Below are 21,245 nucleotides of genomic sequence, written 5' to 3'. Positions count from 1 at the left end.
CAGTGATTTTCCGATATTCGCTCGCCCAATCTCGACTGGATGCAGTTCACAGCAACAGTCTGCTGAAAACAACTGCAATAGGCTGGCACCCATAGTTCGCTCCCATCTGCTGCTGCAGCATTGTGCCTTGCGTGATCAGGGAATGGAGTGGTGCTGCACAAGATTGCCTCGGTGTACTTGCTCACATCAACGGGCTGATCGCGCTGCAAAGCGAGAATATTTACGATGGTTGACCATCCGGTCCAAGTCATCAACCGGTAGTTTTGTTGCGCCACTGTGCGCGATCGCGGGCTAGCTAAGAGCACCGACCCTGTGCTCGCGCTGTTCGCGCCCTCTAATCTTCAGACGACACGCTGGACGGCAGCTGACGCCAGCGCAGAGAAGAATCGGCCTCAAGCTATCCAACGTTGACAGCTTAGCGCTCCAACCAAGCTGTTCTCCTGCCAACGCCGTGTTGGGCCACGTTAAAACGCACCGGAGAAGCAACCGGTAAATTCTTACACCGCTCACCCTATGTATATGGAGATAGACAACCTGCATCAGCCGACAAGCGTAGACGCAATGAAGCTCAGCGCGCCCCTAGTTAATAGCCTCGGCACTAAGTGCTACTCAAGGGGGATTTGACACGCGCACTTACCGTTTCTGCTCGATCGTCTACTGACCTGCAGCCAGTTCGATCCCCATAGCAGCCGACAAGAGCAATCTTGTCGGCTTTCTTGTTTTAGGAATAGAGAAAGGGTGATACACACATGGCAAGCTTCCACTACACCATCAAGAGCGGAAAGAAGGGCACCGCGCGCAGACACGGAGCGTACATCGACCGCGAGGGAGCACTGAGCGCTCGAGACGACCTGGTCCATTCCAGCCACGGCAACCTTCCGGCGTGGGCTGAGAACGAGCCGCGAACGTTCTGGGCAATGGCAGACCGTCACGAGCGCTCTAACGGCGCCGCCTATCGCGAACACGAGATCGCGCTGCCCAAAGAACTTTCAGTGGAGCAGCAAATCGAGCTCGCAGATCGACTCGCGTGCGCCCTGGCGGGACGTAAGCCTTATCAGTACGCAATCCATGCACCCGAGGGCGCCTTGGAGGGCGCGGGCAATCCGCACGTGCACCTGATGTGTTCCGACCGTGTTCCGGACGGAGTTGAACGCGAACCGGAACGAACTTTCGCGCGTTTCAACCCGACCCAACCCGACAAGGGCGGCTGCAGGAAGGATAGCGGTGGAAAGAGTCCCCTGGAGCTGCGTCAGCAGGTGACTGCGACGCGGAAGCTGGTAGCTGACACGCAGAACCAGATGCTGGCCGAGTGCGGGCATACCACGCGAGTTGACCACCGCAGTCATCGCGACCGCGGCCTAGCGAGGCGCCCGGAACGGCACCTCGGGCCAACGCTCATAAAGCAAATGGCTGACGCTGAGAAGGAGCAGTACGTCGATTATCGGGCAGCTCATGACGACAACACCTAGTCATAGCCGCTGATAACGGGGCGACTCCGCGATTTTGTCGCAGAATCGCTCAAAGTTCTCAGCCCTACAGATGAGAAGGTTAACTGGGGGGCGGCGAGCTCCCTCCCCCGCCCCCCCCCTGCTAGGCCTTAGCGCTATAGCGGCATCTGCTGCTGATTGAAGAAGTCGTTCATCAACTGCAGGTAGCACTTGCGGTCCCGGGCCCCCACCGTGACCCGCACCGCCCACCGCGTTTCCAGCAAACTGAGCGCCGCGTTGAGTCGACTACGATCCCGCACGGGACCGTTGCGTAGGACGTGATTCTTGGGCACATACGTATCTGAGAAGAAGCCGCCCCAGACACGAGATTTCAGGTAGTTAGCAATAGCCCGAGCATCGACAAGATCTTGAGGGGCTGCGGCTTCAGCGGAGAACAGATGTTTGTACTCCTCTACGTGCCACCGGATGATCTTGAATGCGCGCTCCAACGTATCGAGCGATATCTGCCCGGTTTCGCCTGCGAAGTAGTGCATTGCAGCGGCGAGCCGGGCGAGGATCTCCATGACCTTTGCTGCAAAGTCATTGATGTCGCTCAGGTACTCGCCGGCGCGCAGCATGCGTTCGGTTTCAATCGCCAACTGGATCCAGCGATCCTTCGCGTCGCGAGAGAACTCGACTTGTTCGCGTTGGATCGTGTTCGATTCGATGACGGTGCGGTAGCGATCCAGCAGTTCGCGAACGCGCTCTTGGAACGCCGGAAGGCATTCCCAGCTCGGCTCACCGCCATCTACGTAGCGATAGCCCATCGTCGACTGCGGCCACCCCACCAGGTAGCGTGCCCAGTGGCCGCTACCTTTCGCAACCGAGCCGCGCCTGTCCAGGAATGCCTTGAGCGGCGCGTGCTGGGTCATGATGCTTACCGAGACGCGCGGGTTCATTGCCAACAGCTGCTCGTCTGCCCGGTCGCGAACCAGCGTCTCAGGAGAGTCCCACAGTCGATTGAGCAAGCCCAGGTGCGACATCGCCTCGCTCTTGAAGAGCACGTGGCCTTCATCGGTACTGATCGCGATCGATTCACCGTCGCCCTCGAGCGCCTCCATAATGGCTTTGCCGGTGATGTCCTGCCTCAGGAAGTAGCGGAGCTTGGGTGCAACCGGCTTGTGATGGGCGTGGTCCAGCAGCTGGCCTTCCAGATCCGTCATTTCCAGCCCGCGACTGGTCGCCCGACTGATCGCACTGCGCATTCCTTTCGCTTTAGCCTCCCAGGTACCGAGCTCTGCCTGGTACAGCTCCTTCTTCTGCTTGTGACACGCCATCGCCTGGCTATCAGCTTCGCGGAACGGTGCAAACAGCAGCGAAGCGACAGTGGACTTACGCTCGCCAGACTCTGCAACGATCAGCAGGTTCTGCGAGACCGGGCGAACCTGGCCCGTCGGAAGCTTGACGTCAATCAGCCCTTGGCAGGCCATGGCGATTGCGTTGATCAGGTTCATGCCGATGAGGGCATCCGGCGCTTGAACATTGCGCACGATCTCATGCCCGGCCCCGCGCACAACGGCCATGAAGGCATCCATCGGGTAGCGCTCCGGTACTCGCTTGAAGAGGCTAGCCATTAGACTTCCTCCTCATCGGCCTGGGCAGGCTCATGCAACGTGCGGTTACACACCGAGCAAGCCAGAAGGTCGCCACACTCGCTTCGGCGGCTGCGCTCTGCGTTCAGGATCTTACGGAACTGGGCCAGCACCAGCTCGTAACCGTAGGCTGCGTTGAAACGCTCCATTACCGCACGCTTGCGCATGCGCTGGGTGAGGTACTGCTCCAGAACCGGGTAAGCTTCGCGGAAATCGGCTTCGAGTTTGCTCTTGCCGCCGGTGAGCTCCTGATTCAGTGCGAGCTCCAGCTTCTGCAAACGCGTCGTGGCGCCGGCCAACGCCTCACTGATGATGTTCATGGTCGGCAGCCCTCCTTCATGGTCCGAGCCTTGGTCGCGCGGCCTTTCAGCCAGGCGATCGCCTCGTGCGTCCAGTAGAACTTGGGTGAGTTCTCGCTGTCGTAGAGCGGGATGCCTTTGGGGAAGTCAGGGTCAGTCTTCATCAGCACGTAAGCCTGACTGCGGCCTACCGAGATCACCTGCAGCAGTTCCTTGAACCGCAGGGTCGGACGATCGACTAGGCTGTACGCGACATGGGTAGAAGCCGAGTTCAGCGGCATCGCATTGGAGCGGGACCGGGACAGACCCGGATCCTTATGGTGAGCTTGCATGATGGAGTCCTTCTTGTGCTTAGGGGAAGGATTCCGGCCGGATTCCTGGCTGGCGTTGGACCAGCTGGGACGCATTTGATCTGATAGCGAACCGAAACTCACTGGCGAAAAAATCAAGGTTTTGGAATTCGGGTCAGTTTGCGCACGTTTTGGTCCGCTTTCCGTTTCAGCTCAGTAGCTTATGATTCGAGGACGATTTGGTTCATGCTTGCTTTTAATACCTGGCCGCCACCCTAGCCGCCCTCCGGGCGTACACGGACAGGGCCGCTGCTGCATAGCGGCTGCCGAACAATCGAGTGAATCGATCGTCGGTAGACTCACCCTTTCGGATCGGTGTTCGCACCACTGCGGCCGTTCTAGCGGCCTACTGCAGCGCGTGCGCACCCATCGGGCAACGGGACGGCGCCGCTCCACTGGATGCCTACCTGTCTACCTGTCTACATGTCGCTCAGTTTCCAGTGCAATCTCTTGGACTTGTTGGCGTGGAACATGGCCATCTACTTCGAAACAAGAACCGGGTGACTTCATGCTCGTGCACATCCGCAGAGACTCGGGAATCACTTGTGCGCGTCCCTTGGAAGAGCCGAGCTGAATCAAGTCTGCCCGCCGTCATCAGCGGTAAGCGCTACGCGAGCAGCAAAGTCATTTCTTAGCAGCAATCCTGCTTGGTTCGCTGGGGCCCGAGCTACCGCCTCGCCAGCTCAGTCCGTCTGCTCACCACCGCTGCAATGGGTTCAAGGCCGCTGGCAACCCGTCTAGGAGAGCAGATGCTTCGCGCCCTTATCGACGTGTCCGTAGCCGCCGGTATTCTGGCGGCTGCGATGACTCGACTCCGTTACCGAGGCGGATCCCCAGATGCCTGGGAACGCGTCCAGCGCTGAGCAGATGCAGACTGCAAAGAAGGCCGCGTTCAAGTATCAGGATCGCGGTTTGATTTTGCGAATTGAACGAGTCTGCTGGCCCTACGGGTCTGACGCTAGCAATGGCGCTCCGGCCATGTGTTCGTAGGTACGAGGCCCACCTGCCAACCCAACCGGATCACTCTAAACATACTGCACGACCCCAGCACCATAATCCCGCTGAAACTTATGTCCAGCGCCGTCGCCGCCGTCGCCGATGGCGATGTGTTCGACTCTCTCCATGGTCCGCCTACTATTTCCGCACAAAAAAAACCCCGCCGGAGCGGGGCTTTCTTGATCAGTGCTTGGGCCGTGCTAGGTCTGCGAACTCAAGGATCGCGGCTTTATCAGCGATCGGAACTACGTCGGTCCCCAGCGCCCTGAGCTCATCAGCGATCTCTTTCGCCGCAGCCCGTTTCTTTTGGCCGTCAGTTGCCTCATCAATGGCGAACAGAACATGGGCCGGCAGCTTTTGATGCTTCTTGAGACGCGACACTCTAGCGACCCAGTAGCCACCATGATCCAGAATCTTGTTTGGCTCTTCTTGAGCAAGATGCAATGGCTTGATCACCACTCGCGGCGCGTCAGGAGATGTGGACACGAAGGGGAACTTGACGTTGAAAGTGTCATCGCCCACGGGGAGATGGTCGAAGTAGGGCTTAAGCGACGCATTCGCCAAGAGCTTGCCGACGCCCAGAATTGAATCGCCTAGAGGCACGCTCGACTACGCGCCTCCCCACAGTCCCTCCCGGCAAGCACATTTTCCCGTCATCCTACCAGCCACTTCCGCAGCTCATTAACGCCGCAATAGCTCGTATGCTTGGTTCCGGGCAATTCGGAGGTTACGACATGGCGATTTATGAAGATGTTCTGGCGTGGGCGGAGAGGCTGCCGCCTTGGCGCCAGGACGCTTTACGGCGCCTGTGCGCTCAAGGAAAATGGGACGATGGCGATCTGAGCGAGATTCTCGATCTTGCGAAGCAGCACCACGGAATGGACAGCGCGTTAGACCCTCCGCCGCGACCCATCCCCTTCGCCGAGGATCATTTTCCTGCCGAGGCAAATCAGGACGCAATCGTGGTGCTCACGTCCCTGCACACCTTGGTAAATGTCGGAAAGATCCCAAGCGACCAGACCTTGGACTTCCAATCACAGGGACTCACTATCGCGTACGGCGGCAACGGCACCGGTAAATCTGGCTATGCACGTGTACTGAAGCAGGCGTGCCGCGCTAGAAGCCCTGGCATTGTCTATGCCAATGCCTACGACCCGAACTTCTCGCAGCTCACGCCGAGCGCCACCATCGCCTTCGAGCTGGACGGCACCCCGGATCAGGCGCTGTGGAGCGGTCAACGCGGCCACGTCCCGAGAGCCGAACTCCGGGGCATATCGGTGTTCGATGGCGACTGCGCGCGCCACTACCTTCAGGCGCGGGAGACGGCTACCTTCCAGCCGGTCGCCCTGACCTATCTTCAGCAACTGGCTAACGGCCTCAATCAGGCACTGCGTCCACAGCTTCTAGCTGAGATCGCCGGGCTCGCGGTGGACGTGATGCCATTCAACGTCATTCCCGCCGAAACAGATGCTGGCCGGGCAGTGCATCCGATCAGCGCCGCAACAGATCTAGTGCGGGCGCGCACCGTTGCCGCTCTCACAGTCGACGAGCAAGCGGAGCTTGCACGCCTGCCGCAGGCGATCAGCGAGGCGGACCCCACGGCCAAAGCGACGCTGCTGGACAATGCCGCGACGCAGGTCTACGACTTGGTCAACGCCATGGCAACTGCTGCCGGCGTCGTGTCCGACGATGCGATCGACGCCGGGCAGTTGGCTCATCGAACGCTGCTGGAGGCCGAGGCGGCCGAGCGAGCCGCTTCGGGTCTATTGCAAGCCGAAGATGCCACACCGCTGCTTCCCGGCACGGGTCAAGGCCTCTGGGCGCTCCTGTTTAATGCCGCGCGCGATTATTCAACTGGCGCGGCATATACGGACCAAGCCTTCCCGGTTACCGGCGAAGGTGCGCAATGCGTGCTTTGCCAGCAGGAATTGACGCAGGCGACGAAGGATCGTTTGCAGCGCTTTGATCGCTATGTCCGGGACACAGCATCAGGAGCCGCCCAGGCTGCGCGCACCTCTTGGCAACAGCTCCTGCGCGACGTTGGGCACGCGACGGTCGCGTTCACCGTCTCCCAGGTCATCTCGGACAGCCTGCAAGAGCGCATTGAGACGCTGCCTAACGAAATCCGGATCTTTCAGGAGGACCTGCTCTCGCGTCTTGAGTGGCTCAGAACCGCGGTGGCGAACGGGAAATGGCAGGACAGGCCTACGTACCGTGGCGCAGATCCGGCCGATTCGATCCGCCAGATCGCGGACAACTTGCGCGTCGAGGCGACCACGTTGCGCGCCAACCTCAACACGGAAGTACTGGCAGCGAAGCGGCTTCGTCTTAAGGAACTAGATGCGCGGCGACTGCTTTCAGAACACATAGACAGCATCGCCCATGTGGTCGGCAGTCTTGGAGTTAAGGCCAAACTTGAGAAGTGCCTTGAGGATATCGGCAATACACGCCCAATCACTCAGGTTGCAGGCCAGCTCGCCAAGACCTACCTCAGTGAAGCACTAGCCGGGAGGGTGAACGACGAGCTCAGGAAGCTTGATCTCTACCATATTCGCGCCGGGGTCCGTTCAACCGGCGACGTCGGGTCAGTTCGTCTCGGCATTCTCCTTCCCGATAGTCGTCTCGACCCGCATCTAGTGCTCAGCGAGGCCGAGCAGCGCATGTGTGCACTTGCGTACTTCTTCGCGGAACTTCAGCAGTCGGGTTCCGGTTCCGGGATCGTGTTCGACGACCCGGTTTCGAGTTTGGACCACAACCACCGAACCGCCGTGGCGAAAAGGATCGTCGAAGAGTCCGCCGTGCGGCAAGTCATCGTCTTCACTCACGACGCGGTGTTCTTCGGGGAGCTGACCACGCTTTGCCAAGATGCCGGGCTGGCACCTAGCGTGAAGTCGATCACGTATCGTGGAACGGGTCCCGGGTACATCGACGCAGGTTTGCCTTACGACCTGCGTCGGCACCGCGAGCGCATCGCACACCATCGCATCGACCACCAACGAATAGCCGCCCAGTTCAACAATCCGCCGGGGGACGACGAACGGATTTCGATCCGCAACGCCTATGACGACCTTCGGGTGACGATCGAGGTCGGAATCGAAGACACGATTCTGAATGAGACCGTCGTGCGGTTCCGCGACAACATCTCAGTCGGGCGACTCGACGGCGTGATGATCGTGGAGGAGGCCGAGTACCGCGAGGTTCAGCGCCTACACGATAAGTGCTGCCGAAACGTCAGGGCACATTCTCACGCAGCGGGTCAGCAGCGCGCAGTGACGCAGCCAGCCGAGCTGCTTCAGGACATCGATGCAGTGAATGCGCTGTTCAACCAAATTCGCAGACGCAGAGGTTGATAACACCCTTCACCCATGCGCGCACCATAATCGATGGGACAATACTCTAAGTGGTTATAGAGGAAAGAATCCGAGCAGGACCTCGCTCTCTGTGATCAAGCGCCTTGCCAAGCCTAGCTTAAAGAAGAAATATCACAGATCTTGGCCAGAGACAGAAGAGCTAAGCTCTTCTGTCTCTGGCCATTTCATCCTTCCTTACACAGACTCAGGGCCCACTCAAGGCTGCACTTGCAGCCACCTACCCTGGTGCAGAACGTAGCGTCCTTCCAATTCCTCTGAAGGACAACAGGCCGGATCATCCGGCCCTTGCACTAGCAACTTCACAAGCGCGTCGCCTGCCTCGATCCGAACGTCTTGAGCTGACCCGCCGTATCCGGCCACTGGAAGGGTGTCGGCCGCACTTAATTGGCCGCTCGAATCGCGCTGGAAGGCCGCCAGGAAGCCGTCAGCGCCGTTCCCGCCACCGACACCCTCCAAGGTGAAGAGCACCACCAATTCCGAACTGCCATCGCCAGTCAGATCGCCCTCGGTCAACTTTCGAGCTTCCCTGTATTCGGTGGCTCCTTCAGATTTCTCAGCCTCCTTTGCTACGGCCGCATCGATGACATCTTCGTCCGATATGAGCAGCGTGCGTGCAGCCTCCGCCGACTCCAATGGCGGACTTCTAACCACGCTTTGATCACATCGAATCGCCTCTGCATCCGCCCACTGGATACCAGCCGGGACTGGGCACCCTTCTAGGTTGGTGGCACCCGAAGGGGTAACGTCATGATTTTCCTTGTTGCAGCCGAGCAACATTGCTACAGCTAGCGCGGCCAGGAGAGCCCTGCCATCCATGCTCATCTTGTTTCCTCTTGATTGTACTACCCAGTCCTGTGGGGCTTAGATCGTGTGATCACCGATATGCGCAGGGATCGGGCTTGCGCGGTCTAACATCCGGCTCCCCGCAGAATTTGGCCTGCATTCCTTCACGGCTTACCTCGCCTTACACCGCCACCTTCTGGCGCGTCCTGGAATGTCAGAACGGAGCCAGATCGTCGATTGCGTTCCGGAGCTCGATCGCCGAAGCGATTCGTTCGAAGTAGGCAGCCTCTCTTATCAGACAGTCGACGCTGGCTCTCTGTCGCGCCAGAGCACGCCAGTGGGGCTGGGAGGAGGCTTCAAGCTCTCTTATTCGAGCCCACAGCTCCGCCGCCATACTAAGAGCCCACTCGACCCGTTGCTCATCTACCGTTTTTTTTCATAGCGCCTCCGAATGGACGGCTTTTGATTCATTGTGAAGGTGAAGTTCGTCGGGCCGCACTCCACGGCGCCGCGAGGACGCCGTAGCGAAAGAGCGAACTGAGCGGCTTAACTCTGAGTGTCGTTGCCGACCACGCCTGCGCTTTCGGGAATGACGCCGATTTGCTTGGCTTTGATCTGGGCCGAAAGCATTGAACTGGCCACCATGTACGTCGCGATGACTATCACGCCAAGCCACGCATCGATGTAGAAGTTCCAAAGCAACAGGGAGATATGGAAGACCCAGAAGATGATCGGCGAGAACATGCCGATCGCCTTCTCCAGCTTGATCCGATTTACGACCACATTGTTCTGGAAGTGTGGGAGCGGGTGGCGCCCGCGCTTAAGGCTAAGGAAGGCCCGGATTGTGATGGGAATGATGAAGAAGGTGAGAAGTAGGTTGTAGAAAAGAACGCCCACGCGGTGTTTCTCCTTGGTTGTGTAAAACGCAGATCTTTGATGCATTTGGTGCTGGTCAGCGGCCCACCACTAGGGCAAACGTTGTTACAAGATGATTCGGACTACAGGGCTACAGAACGGCGGACGACGTGAGCTATCACTTGTCGGGCATCCGCTTAGTTCCGAGGTTTAGCAGCCTGCGGATCCGCCGTCGCAGCGAAAAACCGCACGCACGCTAATCGTAGTATGTCGAATCACAGTATTCAAACCGGGACCATCAGGCGATGGCCCGAGGAGCTAATGAAACGCGACTTGTCTCTCTGTTCGCCGCCAATGTGCGTCGGCTAAGGAAGGAGCGTGGGCTATCACAGGAGGAGCTTGCTGAAGCGGCAGGCGTCCACAGAACCTACGTCGGTATGATCGAGCGGGGAGAGAAGAACGTGACGATCTACAACATTGAACGCATTGCGGTTGCACTCGGCGTGCGTCCCGGATCTCTGCTCGACTAGCGTCAAGAAAGGGTCAAATGCGTCACCACCGGCGTCATAGCGGCTAGCAAACCCCTCGCGCGGCAAGTGAAACGGCTCCAGTCGAAGTGATGACGAAATGGTCCAAAAGCGTCACATCGACCATCCTAAGAACGCTCCTCAGTTGAGTCGTCACTAGACGATCAGCTTCTGAAGGCTCGGGATCTCCGCTCGGATGGTTATGCGCCACGATCGCCGCGGCGGCGTTCAGGGCTAGGGCTCGCTGCGCCACGATCCTGGGCGATATCTGGGCTCCATCGATCGTTCCCGAGAACAAGCGTTCTACAGCGATTAGGCAGTTCTTCCTGTTGAGAAATGCGACCTCAAAGTGCTCGCGAACCTCTCCGCCTAAGCGCAGTCTGAAGAACGACCCGCAAGTCACAGCGTCCCCCATCAAGAGGCCGGGTGCTTGAGCACGCCGCTCGAGAATACGCAGGGCACGAGCGACGGCCTTGTCGTCCCGTGCCCTTGCGCGTTTCTCAAGCCCTGCCTGGTCACCCTCGGTTACGAGGCCACCTAGCCGGGCCCGCATCATGCAACGAGCTCCAGCATCTCTTCCCACGCCCGACGCTTGAGGCGCGCGCCCTCACCAAACCAGGCGGCATCCTTGCGGTGGTCGTCACTGCGGGCGCGCCGATGGTGGTCGACGTACTCAGTGATGCCATTGAGAAGCCCCCACGCCGTGCCGCGACTAGAAGCAGAATGCGCCCCTAGCCCGCCACCTTCGAACAAGCCACGCACGTGTGAGACTGCCCGCTCATTGACCACAGGGGATGCATTGGGTGCCGGATAGGTCAGTACGCGACGCAACAGACCGTCCACTGAGTCCGGATCGACAGGGCACTCAACTAGTGCCTTCATACGCTCGACAAATCCGTCCCAGGCCGCGACGGTGATGCCAAGCTGTCGCTTGACCAGCTCCGGGTCGAAATGGCTTCGGTGTGGGACCTTGATAGCGCCCTCTGACTCCCGGACGGCTACTGACAGGGTGTTGTTGCAGACCACCCTGACAGAGGTGAACTGTGCAGTCGTGGCTAGCGTTCCGTCACAGGCGGTGGCTAAAAGCAGATAGCCATCCACTTTGTCCCGCCCCTTCAGCATGGTGCTCTGCCCAGTCCTCGCTAGGGCCCAGAACTTGCGCCCCTCCCGTAGAACGCCGGCAGTTTCCAGCTTGAAGCCGTTGTCTCGCGTCAGATCCCGGTAGAACTCTAGGATCTCACCAGGCTGTACTACCTGGTAGCGATCGGATACAACCGCCAAGGGCGCCTTCGTGTCGGAGCGATAGAGGACCTTGTTGCCCGGAAACGCGTTGAGCGGCTCAGTGCCCTGTCCTTCTGCGGCAAACCTAACGGGGGACTCCTCGATCTGCCAGTCCATGCCGGCCTTTTGCTTCCACACCTCGATGGGCTGCTGTTCGCTCAACTTGTTGCCTAGACCATGCCAGGGTGTCTGGCCTGTGTAGGCCATCGTATCGATCAGATGCATATCACTACCTCTTGTCTCAGGGTCATAAATGCACAAGGCCCGGACGAGCCGGGCCTTGTGCTGGTCACTGTGGCTAATAGCTAGGTGCGGGAAAAGACTCCGCATCTGATGCACGGCGATGGGTTGGAGGATTTCAGGATCCCAGCCACGACGCCCGTGGCGACTACCATCACGCAGTAGAGCAGTTCAACTTTGCTTTCCGTCATAAAGACCACCTTAAAGGAGGCTGCTAAGCGGAGCCCCTAACGCGAGACCGATCTCCACGGATCTCACTGGGGTGGTATGTGTCTGAAAACTTTTTAAGTCGAAGAGAGATGTTCCGTCGTCGCAGCAAACTAGATCTTGGGTGGCTGCGCACACCGACGCCTTCAATACCAATGCTAGCCAGCAGTCAGGGCAGCGCGCAGTCTCGCCCCTCGCCCTTCATACAGCGCACGGACGCTGGCCAGAGCCTGTTCGTTGACGACCTCAGCCGAAGCACCCTGCCCTGGGTAGGTCAGCACTCGACGAAGCAGACCATCGACCGTATCCGGGTCTACTGATCGCTCGCAAAGAGCCTTCAGCCGGTCTACAAAGCCGTCCCATGTCGAAACGGTGATCCCCAGCTGACGCTTCACTGCATCCGGGTCGAACTGACTGCGGTGCGGAACCTTGATGGCTCCACTGCTGTCTCCCAGAGCGATCTGCAGGGTGTTGTTGCACACCACACGTACCGACGTGAATTGCGCCGTCGTGGCCAGAGTGCCATCGCAAGCAGTGGCCAACAACAGATAGCCCTCCACCTTGTCACGACCTTTGAGCGACGTGCTCTGCCCCGTCCGATCCATGGCCCAGAACTTTTTGCCGCCCTTGAGTACCCCTGCCGTCTCCAGCTCAAAGCCGCTGTGCTGTGTCAGTTCACGGTAGAACTCCAGGATCTCTCCCGGCTGGACCACCTTGAACCGCTTGGAGACGACTGCTAGTGGCTCCCTGGTATCAGAGCGATACAACACCTTCTGCTCCGGGAAGGAGTGGATGGCACCGACGGCATTACTGCCCGTGATGAAACGCACGTCTGAGTCTTCGATCTGCCAATCCATCCCGGCTTGCTGCTTCCACACCTCTATGGGCTGCTGCCGTTCCAACCTGTTACCCAGTCCATGCCAGGGCGTAGCGCCGGCATAGGCCATCGTCTGAACAAGATGCATAAATACCTCCTCATTTCACAAGACACAAAAGCACAAGGCCCGGGAGATCCCGGGCCTTGTGCTTGTGCATGTAGGTAATTTCTTATTTGTAGAACTACGCGCCGTCAGCTTCACCTGACAGCACGCAGCTGGCTACTGCCGTAGCGACTGCTGCAATAACTACAAACACGCAATACAGGCAATCGGATTTTTCACTCATCAACCCACCCTCAAAGCAGATGCGTCATAGCGGAGCATATACACGCGAAGCCATTAACCACTGGCATCTTCAGGGTAATATGTGTTTGAAATTATTTTGAATAACTGAAACCCCAGCCACTATCACACTAGATTCGAAATACTTCCTCAGCCATGTTGTCGAGCTTCTCCTTGACAGCTCTCCAGTTCGGCATGTGTCGATCAAGTGTCCGATAGAACTTTGGACTGTGATTGTGGTGAAGGAGGTGACACAACTCGTGAAGCAGCACGTAGTCGATGCACTCACGTGGAGCCTTCACCAGCAGCGGGTTCAGTGTGATGCGGCCCAAGGGTGAGCAACTTCCCCATTGCACAGTCATGAACTGCAGGCGTGTTGATGGATGCTGCTTGACCCACCGGAGGGGAGTTGAAACTACCGCAAGCCGGTCAGCAAATACCTCCCGCGCTCGCTGGCGATACCAGGCATCCAACGCTTTTTTGATCGTGGCTGGGGCTTGCTCTGGTGTCGTCACGACGATGAAAGCACCCCGCATCCTAGCCTGGGCCTTTGAGACTGCGTCGATAGCAACTTTCAGGCGATAACGCCGGCCCAGGTAGTGCAATGATTCACCACTCACGTACTCTCTAGGCAGGACATGAGCCAGTCGCCCCCTGACAGAACTGACATGCTGGCTAATCCAACGCGCACGTTTTTTCACCGCAGCCAAAACTTCTGCCAATGGTGCCGTATCGGGGGCATCCACCAGAACGCGTGCGTCTGGCTCCACATGAATGGCGACGCTCGTCACTGACCGTGATGGCTGCCGACGCAGATGAAACGCAATGATTTCATCGCCATAGGCAAAGCGATGCTCTGATATTTTTTTACACATCGGAATGCTTAAGACCTCAACAAACCGATACGCGTTATCTGGATGACTTGTTCTACCACATGCTTGGCATTGTCCAGGCCCAGCGTACCAAACAGAAGCGGCAACAAGCCCTTCCGTATGGCTGTCTCTATGTTCTGTGGATTGAGTGAGTTCTCTGCAACCGCGTCGCGCACCACTGCGTCCATCGCAATCGCTTGCTGTACAAGCCTGTCCTTCGAATCTCCACTCAATTCTGCAAAGGCGTCATCCCCCAGCACGAGGCGCATTGCACCAAAGTAAGCCTTGGCATTCGGCTTGTCTGCCAAAGCATCCGGCAAGTCCGGGGTGGAACGGGCCTCCAGCTTTTCTTCAAATGACTTGAACAGGGCGTACTGCTTCAACGGATGGTCGAACATGGCCTCCGCTTCAGCTATGGCCTGACGCAGAAGCTCGCCAAACACCTTCTGTGCATAGGGGTCGGCTGCCAGTTCCTGCTCGATGGTTTTGCGTAGCCGGGTACGGATCATGTCCGTCTCGTTGCGCGTTTTCTCTTCCGACCAGTCCTTTGGGTCTTCCGCCATCCCCAATTGGTGCACTAGATAGACGCCATCAGGATCGCGTACTTCCGTTCCGATGACCTGTTTGTCTACCAGCTTTCGGATTTGCTCTTCATAGACGCTGTAATCTACCGTCTCCATCGCATCACGACGGGCGATCTGGCGTAACTCGGTGAAGAAGCGTAGATCAGCCTTGTACCGGGCGATCTGCGCTTCAGAAGAGCTCTTGTCCTCGAAGAAGCTGCGGGATGAAAGCGCCGTCTGCAAGCACAGACCAAAGGCTGTCAGTGCCTCGTAGAAGTCGTCTCGCAGCTTCTGCCGCTCGTCATACTCCTCGCCGTCGCTACCCTTCACAAATTTCGGTGCCAGTACCTGCCGGTACTGCTCGCTGTCGAGTTTGTTAGTTACGGACTCGAAGAACGACCACAGCGCATCGTGCAAAGCAGGCAGGCGCTTGTACTCCGTGTTGAACTGTCGGTACAGGCCCTCCAGGTCGCTGATATCAAAGCCGCCTTGCGTGCGAGCTTCCAAGTCCTGGTAGGAGCGGATGGCGGTGTCGAGTTCCTTCAAGATCCCTCGATAGTCCACCAATACGCCGTAGCGCTTGGCGTCATGCAGACGGTTGACGCGGGCCACGGCCTGAATCAGGTTGTGTCTTTTTAGGGGCTTGTCGATGTACAGCACCGTGTTGCGGGGCTCATCAAAGCCCGTCAGCAGCTTGTCTACAACGATCAGCAGGTCAGGGGCACCGTCAGTACCAAAGTCACTGACCACCTGCTTCTCATAGGTCTCGGCATCGGTGCCGCAGGTGGCCATGGCTTGCTTCCACCACTTTTGCACCTCGGGCAGTGTGTCCTCGTCCACATCGGAATTGCCTTCACGCGTGTCCGGGGCCGAGATCACCACCGCACTGGTCACCAAGCCGGTTTCGTCCAGCGCCTTCTTGTAGCGAATGGCGTCGACCTTGCTGTCGGTGGCAATCTGTCCCTTCAGGCCAAGATCCAGCTTTTTGATGTTCTCGTTGAAGTGGGTGGCGACGTCCCAGGCAATCAACTCAATGCGGTTGGCTGCACCGTAGATGGCGCCCTTCTTGGCGAACTTTTTTTTCAGGTCGGTGCGCTGGGCATCGCTGAGGTTGCTGGTGATCTTCTCGAACCAGCGGTTCACCGCCTCTTCGTTGATGTCCAACTCAGGCACGCGCTCTTCGTACAGTAGCGGGGCCACGGTTTCATCCTCCACCGCGCGCTGCATGGTGTAGGCATGCACGATGGGGCCGAACTTACTGGCCGTCTTTTCGTCCTTGAGCAACGGGGTGCCGGTGAAGGCGATATAGGCCGCCTTGGACAGTGCCTTCTTCATGCGCTCATGCGTTTCACCGCCATGGCTGCGGTGGCCTTCGTCCACGAGCACAATCATGTCGGCCGAGTCGTTGCGGCACTCCGGCAGCTTGGATGCCGTGTTGAACTTGTGCACCAGCGTGAAGGTGATGCGCTCTGTGCCTTTACCGATACGCTGGGCCAGGTCACGACCAGACAGAGTCCGGCTCTTTTCCCCGTCCTTTTGCGTGGCGATGCTGGAGCCAAAGGCCCCGCCGGTCATGAAGTTGCGGGCGAGCTGGGTTTCCAAGTCAATTCGATCGGTCACCACCACCAGGCGGCATTCTTTCAAGGCATCCACCAACAGCAGTGCCTTGGTCAGAAACACCATGGTGAAGCTCTTGCCCGAGCCTGTTGTGTGCCACACCACGCCACCCTCGCGGCCGCCACCTTGCGATTCGGGCTTCTTCTGACTGATGCGGGCCAGCAGTGCACGGATGCCAAAGAACTGCTGGTAGCGGGCAACGATCTTGCCCACCTTGCGGTCGAAGAGCACATAGCCGCGCAGGAATTCGAGCAGCCGTGCCGGGGTCAACAGGCTCACCAGCAAGCGGTCCTGCTCGGTGGCCTGCATGGGGGCGCACCATAGCGTGTCGAAGTACGCCGCCAGCGCGGCAGGCTTGCCCTCGAACAGCGCAGTGCGCACATCCGGCTTCAGCGCCTGGTTCTTGAGCGCTTGCATGTGGGCGTCTTCGAACTCCTCCTCCCGCCACTTGGCCCAGAACTTGGCCGCCGTGTGCGTGGTGCCGTAGCGCCCTTCGGTCTGGCTTATGGACAGCAGCAGCTGGGCATAGGCAAATAGATTGGGAATCTCGTCTGGCCGCTGGTTGCGCAGGTGTTGGCTGATGCCCTCCGTCACCATCGCCTTGGCGGGGTGGCTGCCGCCGCCCGACTCCGGCCGCTTGGCTTCGATCACCACCAGCGGGATGCCGTTCACATACGCCACCACATCCGGCGTGCGGTGGTGCGTGCCCTGTGCTGTCAGCACTTCCAGCTCTTCGGTCACATCCCAGCGGTTGGCATTCGCGTCAGCCCAGTCGATCACGGGAATGGTGGGCTGGTACTTTTTGCCATCGGGCATGAACTCCGTCACCGTGATGCCCAGCGCCAGCCTGCCATACAGCCGCTCATTGGCGGGCATCAGCCCTTCAGCCAGGCTGAGTGCCGACAACTCCCGCACGATCTGGTCGATGCCGCTGGGCGACAGCGGGTACCACTGGCCCTTGTATTCGTAGCGCCGGGTTTGCAGCACCTCGATCAGCCGGGGCTTGAGCAGCACCTCGCGCGTGCTGCCGCGCAGGGTCAGCGTCTGGGCGGTGGTCAGAAAGTTCCAGCCCAGGTTGCACAGCAGGTGCAGCGCGGGCAAGTGGGCGCTGTACTGCTCGCGGGAGTTGGGCGTGCTGTTCATGCCTGCACCTCTGTTTCGCTGACCGTCAACTTGACGCGGCGCTTGCCGGTCAGGAGCTGGGACATGAGGGCAGCTTTTTCTTGACGCAATGCCTGCACTTGAGCTTTCAGCCGTGCTTCATCTGCCCTCGCGACGTTGATGGCCTCAGCAATGCGTCGCTGTTCTGGCGCGGTGGGAATGTGGAGCTGCAGTTTGAAGAAATCGGTCACGCTCACGTTCAGCAGGCCATGATTTCGCGCACCTTCTTGAGCGATGCCTTCAATCTCCTGATCCAGCAAGCCTGCTTCAAAGTAATGACGGAAGAAGTCGAAATCGGCGTCCACGTCGCTGCGCATCCTGAAGCATAGGTAGAGACTCGACACTACACCTGCGTCATAGGACAACAGCGGTTTGATTGCCCCCATCGGGTAGCCAGCCGAGTAGCTCTTGTTGTAGGCGAAGTCATACCGATGCAGCAGCGTGTAGCCGCTGAGGTTGGCACTGGCGACGGACTTGTTGAAATAGTCGCGTTGACTGATGAGCCCATGCTCCGCCGAGATCGTCAACACATTGGTGTTCTGCGTGCTGTTCTTGCGCGTAATCCGCACAAAGACGGCATCGAGATCTACATAACGCCATTTATCCGTGAACTCACGAAAACGGCGGCGGCCTGACAAAATAGACGCCATCAGGTCACGGGTGCACCGCTGGCTGTTCGCCAGCAGCCGCTCCGCAGTGGCAATGGCTTGATCCCAGGTGGTGAGGACTTGGGCGATTCGACGCTGCTCACGATAAGGCGGCACAGGAACGAGTACCCCTTTGAGGATGCCACCGCTTAGATTCTTCTGGGTTCCCGCATTACCCAACTCGCGAATCTCTTCGTATTGCGAGGACAGGTACTGGAAGAAATAGTCAGGGTCGTTATTATCGTTAAGTAGGATGGCTGCGCACGCCTGATTGGTAGCAGCTTCAATCCCCAGCTTCGCCACCTGACCACGCGTCTTGCCCTGCCCATACATGGCCATCAGCAACGTGCCGAGCGGGAACAGCTTGGCCGATGAATTTTGCAGGCCAGCTGCCGTGATCTTCTCGCCGGTATCAGTGATGGTGTTGAACTGAATCTCGCCCGTCGTAACCCAGGGGATGTCACCACCCCAGTATTCGGGCTTGCTCCGGTCGGGCGTGCCGCCCGAGGTGATACGGGCAATCTCGCCCAGCGTTGAGCGGTGCCATTCCTTAGGTAGCATCACGACCTCCCTTTTTACTCGTCAATCGCTTGGCTACTTGGCCCAACTCGGCCATAGACTTGTCATCTGCGTATTCCGCACCGAGCATGCGGACGGCATAGGCCTCGCCTTCCGCCTCCAGTGCGGCACGTCGCTGCGCCGCAAACTGCTCGTACTCGCTCTGTGCATGGGCCACCGCCTGCTTGTGCGACACCTTGCCCGCGCCCACCAGCACTTGGCGGTCGTTGAAGCTGAGGAAGGCGTCGAGCTTCTCGGTCCAGTCCTTCAGGAAGACTTCCTTGCGGCGTGTTGCCTGGTCTTCGGCAAAGTCCAGCCACATAGTCACGATGCGGTTCAACTCGGTGATCTCTTTTTCATCCAGATAGTTCTTAGCCACGCCCACGTCAGCTTTCTGCACCTGCCGCTTACGGGAGGTAGTCAGGCCCATGTTCGGCTGGGTGCGATCGGCGCGGGTGCGGATGATCTCGGCGGCGGTCTGGCCCGACACCGCATAATGCAGCTTGTTCTGCATGACCTGGAAGAAGGTCTTGGTCTCAGGCAGCGAAGATGCATAGTCGGCCGCTAGAGCAAAAATCTCTTGCACTCGCAGGTACATACGGCGCTCGCTGGCGCGAATGTCACGAATGCGCTCCAGCAACTCGCCGAAGCGGTCGGGCAGCACCGAGTCACCCACAGGCGGGTTCTTAAGGCGCACATCGTCGAGTACAAATCCCTTGAGGAGATATTCACTTAAGTGGGCAGTGGCCCATTGGCGGAACTGGGTGCCGCGTGCTGAGCGCGCCCGGTAGCCCACGGCCAGGATGACCTCCAGGCTATAGAAGCGCACATTGCGGTGGACAAGCCTCCCTCCCTCCTGACGAACTTGTAAGCTGGACTTACAAGTTGACTCGGGATCGGCCTCACCCTCGGCGTAGATCGCCTTTACATGCTGGGTGACGTTCTGTGGCGTGGTCTGGAACAGCGTGGCGATTTCTGCCTGGCTGAGCCACAGCGAGCCGCCCTCGGCCCGCATTTCCACGCGAGTGAGGCCATCTTCTGTGGTGTAGAGAACGAATTCGCCCTGGCTTTCGGCGCTGGCTGATGCCTGCAACTCCACCGATGCACCCATCGCCTTGGTCGGCTTGCTGGGTTTTGACGCTTTACTCATAGCCCAGCTCCTTCAGGTAGACGGCCATCTGAGCTTCCAGGCTGGCCAGCTCGGCCTTGAGCTGCTCGCGCTCCTTGCGCACGGCCACCAGGTCGATCTCGGCTTCTTCCTCAAAGGTGTCCACATAGCGCGGTATGTTGAGGTTGAAGTCGTTCTCGGCAATCTCGGCAGGCGTGGCGAGGTAGGCGTACTTGTCCACGCTTTGCCGTGTGACGACGGTATCCAGGATGCGCTGCAGGTCAGCTTCGCGCAGCAAGTTCTGGTTCTTGCCGGCCTCGAAGTCGCGGCTAGCGTCGATGAACAGCACCTTGTCGTCGGCCTTGTTCTTGCGGAACACCAGCACCGCGGCGGGGATGCCGGTGCCGTAGAACAGTTTTTCGGGCAGGCCAATAACCACGTCGAGCAGGTTCTCTTCGATCAACTTCTGGCGAATACGCCCCTCGGCAGCGCCACGGAACAGCACGCCATGCGGAACAACCACCGCCATCCGGCCGGTGCCTGGCTTCATGGTCTCAATCATGTGCAGGATGAAGGCGTAATCACCCTTGGTACGTGGCGGCACGCCCCGCCGGAAGCGGCTGAACTTGTCGGCGTCGGCCCCTTCAAAGCCCCACTTTTCGAGGCTGAACGGGGGGTTGGCCACCACTATGTCGAAGTGCTTGAGACTGGCGGCACCGTCGAGCAGCTTGGGGTTGCGGATGGTGTCGCCCCACTCGATACGGTGGTTGTCCTCGCCATGCAGGAACATATTCATCTTGGCCAGCGCCCAGGTGCTGCCGATGGCTTCCTGCCCATAGAGCGCGTACTTGCCTGAACCGGTGTTCTCACGGATCAGGCGACCGCACTTCATCAGCAGCGACCCGGAACCGCAGGTGGGATCACAGATTTCATCGCCCTCTTGCGGCGCCATCAGGCGCGCCATCAGTGCGGAGACTTCGGGCGGGGTGTAGAACTCGCCCGCCTTTTTGCCGCTGGTGGAGGCAAAGTTCTTGATGAGGAATTCGTAGGCGTTACCGATCACATCGAGCTGGCCGACACGGCTGGGGCGCAGATCCAGCTCGGGCTTGGCAAAGTCTTCCAGCAGGTGGCGCAGGATGTCGTTCTTCTGCTGCTCATCGCCCAGCTTGTTGGAGTTGAAGCTGATGTCCTGGAACACATCGCGCAGCTTGGTGATGCTGGCTTCTTCGATTGCGTGCAGGGCCTTGTCGATGCGCTCACCGTTGCCAGGGCTGTGCCGCAAGGTGTGCAGAGCATAGAAGCTAGCACTGGCGGGCAGCACGAAACGCTCGTTCTTGAGCATTTCCTCGATCAACTCGGGGTGGTCACCGTACTGCTTCTTATAGGCGTCATAGTGGTCTTGCCAGACATCCGATACGTACTTGAGGAACAGCATGGTCAGGACGAAGTCCTTGTAGATGCTCGGGTCCACGGTGCCGCGGAAGGTGTCACAGGCGGCCCAGACAGCGGCATTGATGTCTTCCTGGCTGACGGAGGCGATTTCAGTGGTTGTACTGTTCATGATGTTTGAG

At 58.8% G+C, this 21,245-nt stretch carries 17 protein-coding genes; 3 read left to right on the top strand and 14 right to left on the bottom strand.

The window, feature by feature from the left end:
* The first annotated feature begins 749 nt into the window (after window positions 1-749).
* Window positions 750-1,469 carry a MobA/MobL family protein gene (locus H9654_RS08785; RefSeq protein WP_191770520.1) on the top strand — a complete coding sequence of 240 codons (720 nt, stop codon included), beginning with the start codon at window positions 750-752 and terminating at the stop codon, window positions 1,467-1,469.
* A 134-nt stretch (window positions 1,470-1,603) separates the two neighbouring features.
* On the opposite strand, the gene H9654_RS08780 is transcribed toward H9654_RS08785, so the two are convergent.
* The 4 genes from H9654_RS08780 to H9654_RS08765 all read right to left on the bottom strand — a co-directional run bounded on the left by H9654_RS08780 (window position 1,604) and on the right by H9654_RS08765 (window position 5,327).
* Window positions 1,604-3,061 carry a YfjI family protein gene (locus H9654_RS08780; RefSeq protein WP_191770519.1) on the bottom strand — a complete coding sequence of 486 codons (1,458 nt, stop codon included), beginning with the start codon at window positions 3,059-3,061 and terminating at the stop codon, window positions 1,604-1,606.
* Entirely contained in the window at window positions 3,061-3,399 is a 339-nt protein-coding gene (locus tag H9654_RS08775; protein ID WP_191770518.1) for a hypothetical protein, read from the bottom strand. The genes H9654_RS08780 and H9654_RS08775 overlap by 1 nt, the downstream gene beginning before the upstream one ends.
* A complete protein-coding gene (locus H9654_RS08770; RefSeq protein WP_191770517.1) occupies window positions 3,396-3,710 on the bottom strand; it encodes an AlpA family phage regulatory protein in 315 nt (104 codons plus the stop codon). The genes H9654_RS08775 and H9654_RS08770 overlap by 4 nt, the downstream gene beginning before the upstream one ends.
* A 1,197-nt stretch (window positions 3,711-4,907) precedes the next feature.
* Complete coding sequence (locus H9654_RS08765) at window positions 4,908-5,327, bottom strand: hypothetical protein (RefSeq protein ID WP_191770516.1); 420 nt, start codon at window positions 5,325-5,327, stop codon at window positions 4,908-4,910.
* A 131-nt stretch (window positions 5,328-5,458) separates the two neighbouring features.
* On the opposite strand from H9654_RS08765, the gene H9654_RS08760 reads away from it, so the two are divergent.
* On the top strand, window positions 5,459-8,074 hold the full coding sequence (locus tag H9654_RS08760; RefSeq protein WP_191770515.1) for an AAA family ATPase: 2,616 nt from the start codon (window positions 5,459-5,461) through the stop codon (window positions 8,072-8,074).
* A 216-nt stretch (window positions 8,075-8,290) separates the two neighbouring features.
* Here the strand turns inward: H9654_RS08760 and H9654_RS08755 are convergent, their stop codons facing one another.
* Window positions 8,291-8,917 (bottom strand): hypothetical protein, encoded by a 627-nt coding sequence (locus H9654_RS08755; protein WP_191770514.1) that lies wholly within the window; start codon window positions 8,915-8,917, stop codon window positions 8,291-8,293.
* 507 nt (window positions 8,918-9,424) lie between these two features.
* Complete coding sequence (locus H9654_RS08750; RefSeq protein WP_191770513.1) at window positions 9,425-9,775, bottom strand: hypothetical protein; 351 nt, start codon at window positions 9,773-9,775, stop codon at window positions 9,425-9,427.
* A 263-nt stretch (window positions 9,776-10,038) separates the two neighbouring features.
* Between H9654_RS08750 and H9654_RS08745 the strand changes: the two genes are divergently transcribed.
* A complete protein-coding gene (locus H9654_RS08745; RefSeq protein WP_191770512.1) occupies window positions 10,039-10,263 on the top strand; it encodes a helix-turn-helix domain-containing protein in 225 nt (74 codons plus the stop codon).
* 43 nt (window positions 10,264-10,306) lie between these two features.
* Here the strand turns inward: H9654_RS08745 and H9654_RS17785 are convergent, their stop codons facing one another.
* The 8 genes from H9654_RS17785 to H9654_RS08705 all read right to left on the bottom strand — a co-directional run bounded on the left by H9654_RS17785 (window position 10,307) and on the right by H9654_RS08705 (window position 21,235).
* On the bottom strand, window positions 10,307-10,675 hold the full coding sequence (locus tag H9654_RS17785; protein WP_263615079.1) for a JAB domain-containing protein: 369 nt from the start codon (window positions 10,673-10,675) through the stop codon (window positions 10,307-10,309).
* 137 nt (window positions 10,676-10,812) lie between these two features.
* A complete protein-coding gene (locus H9654_RS08735; protein ID WP_191770511.1) occupies window positions 10,813-11,766 on the bottom strand; it encodes a DUF932 domain-containing protein in 954 nt (317 codons plus the stop codon).
* 380 nt (window positions 11,767-12,146) lie between these two features.
* Window positions 12,147-12,953 (bottom strand): DUF932 domain-containing protein, encoded by an 807-nt coding sequence (locus H9654_RS08730; protein WP_225211955.1) that lies wholly within the window; start codon window positions 12,951-12,953, stop codon window positions 12,147-12,149.
* Between the two features lie 326 nt (window positions 12,954-13,279).
* Window positions 13,280-14,023 (bottom strand): M48 family metallopeptidase, encoded by a 744-nt coding sequence (locus tag H9654_RS08725; protein WP_225211954.1) that lies wholly within the window; start codon window positions 14,021-14,023, stop codon window positions 13,280-13,282.
* An 8-nt stretch (window positions 14,024-14,031) separates the two neighbouring features.
* On the bottom strand, window positions 14,032-17,343 hold the full coding sequence (locus H9654_RS08720) for a type I restriction endonuclease subunit R (protein ID WP_191770510.1): 3,312 nt from the start codon (window positions 17,341-17,343) through the stop codon (window positions 14,032-14,034).
* Window positions 17,340-18,569 (bottom strand): restriction endonuclease subunit S, encoded by a 1,230-nt coding sequence (locus H9654_RS08715; protein ID WP_191770509.1) that lies wholly within the window; start codon window positions 18,567-18,569, stop codon window positions 17,340-17,342. The genes H9654_RS08720 and H9654_RS08715 overlap by 4 nt, the downstream gene beginning before the upstream one ends.
* Entirely contained in the window at window positions 18,559-19,716 is a 1,158-nt protein-coding gene (locus H9654_RS08710; RefSeq protein WP_225211953.1) for a virulence RhuM family protein, read from the bottom strand. The genes H9654_RS08715 and H9654_RS08710 overlap by 11 nt, the downstream gene beginning before the upstream one ends.
* On the bottom strand, window positions 19,709-21,235 hold the full coding sequence (locus H9654_RS08705) for a type I restriction-modification system subunit M (protein WP_191770585.1): 1,527 nt from the start codon (window positions 21,233-21,235) through the stop codon (window positions 19,709-19,711). Before H9654_RS08705 ends, H9654_RS08710 begins: the two co-directional genes overlap by 8 nt.
* Window positions 21,236-21,245 lie beyond the last annotated feature (10 nt).

It is taken from the genome of Stenotrophomonas lacuserhaii (assembly GCF_014836545.1).
Lineage (GTDB): Bacteria > Pseudomonadota > Gammaproteobacteria > Xanthomonadales > Xanthomonadaceae > Stenotrophomonas > Stenotrophomonas lacuserhaii.
Note: the sequence above shows the minus strand (reverse complement) of the source record. Positions and strands in the feature narration are given on the sequence as shown.